This is a genomic window from Psychrobacter sp. (assembly GCF_036731945.1).
Lineage (GTDB): Bacteria > Pseudomonadota > Gammaproteobacteria > Pseudomonadales > Moraxellaceae > Psychrobacter.
Genome location: NZ_DAINDI010000009.1, coordinates 39064 through 40091 on the forward strand (window position 1 = coordinate 39064; position 1028 = coordinate 40091).

The window sequence follows — 1028 nt, forward strand, 5'->3', positions numbered from 1 at the left end:
ACGACAGCGAGATGGTCAGGTGTGGCTTTTACCGCTTCACTATTATCGCCATTAGCTTCTGCATTAGCATCGATCTGCGCAACAGGTAGCAAGCGGCTATCATTTGCTAGGTTGATGATGTTTTTACCCGCTTTTTGATTGCTATCGAGATTGCCAACGGTGTTGATAAAACCATAACCTGCTGAACTTGCGAGGACGATACGTTGGTTATTATCGCCCGTTAATAACTGCTCAAAGCTGGCGCCCGCTGGCGGTTTGAGTACGCTGGTCAGCGGATCGCCTTGACCACGAGCCGAGGCGAGGCTATGAGCGTCGATACTATAGCTGCGTCCGGTACTATCGAGCACGTAAATTCTCTCATTGGATTTACCGCGCACGTGGGCTTGATAGCTATCACCCGAGCGATAAGTCATGCCAGCAGCATCGACGTCGTGACCTTTGGCAGCGCGAATCCAGCCCGCTTTCGATAGGATAGCGGTGACAGGCTCGCTTGGTACGAGGTCAGACTCTTTTAACGCTTGCGCTTCTTCGCGTTCAGCCAATAGCGATACGCGCTCATTGCCGTGTTCCTTCATGTCGGTGCTAAGCTCATCAATCATCAGATTGGTCAGGCTGTCTGGATTGTCCAAGTATTCTTGAATGATGGCGCGCTCGGCAGCCAGTTCATCTTGCTCGCGGCGCAGCTCAATCTCTTCTAGTCTTGCGAGCTGGCGCAGACGAATATCCAAGATAGCATTGGCTTGGATTTCAGTCAGATCATAGCCTTGCATCAATGATAATTTTGGGTCGTCTTCTTCACGAATAATACGAATGACTTCATCGATATTCAGATAAGCAATCAGCAAACCTGCAAGGATATGTAAGCGTTTATCAATTTTATCGAGGCGATATTGCAGACGGCGCGTGACCACCGAGCGGCGACAGACAAGCCATTCTTCTAGGATTTCTTTGAGGTTTTTGACCTGCGGCTTACCATTTAGGCCAATCATATTCATATTGACGCGGTAATTGCTCTCAAGGTCAGTACT

General features: G+C 49.2%; 1 pseudogene. It reads right to left on the reverse strand.

Going from position 1 to position 1028, the window contains the following annotated elements:
* Positions 1-1028 (reverse strand): annotated as a pseudogene (locus tag V7D75_RS03145) (DNA gyrase subunit A); the annotation flags it as partial.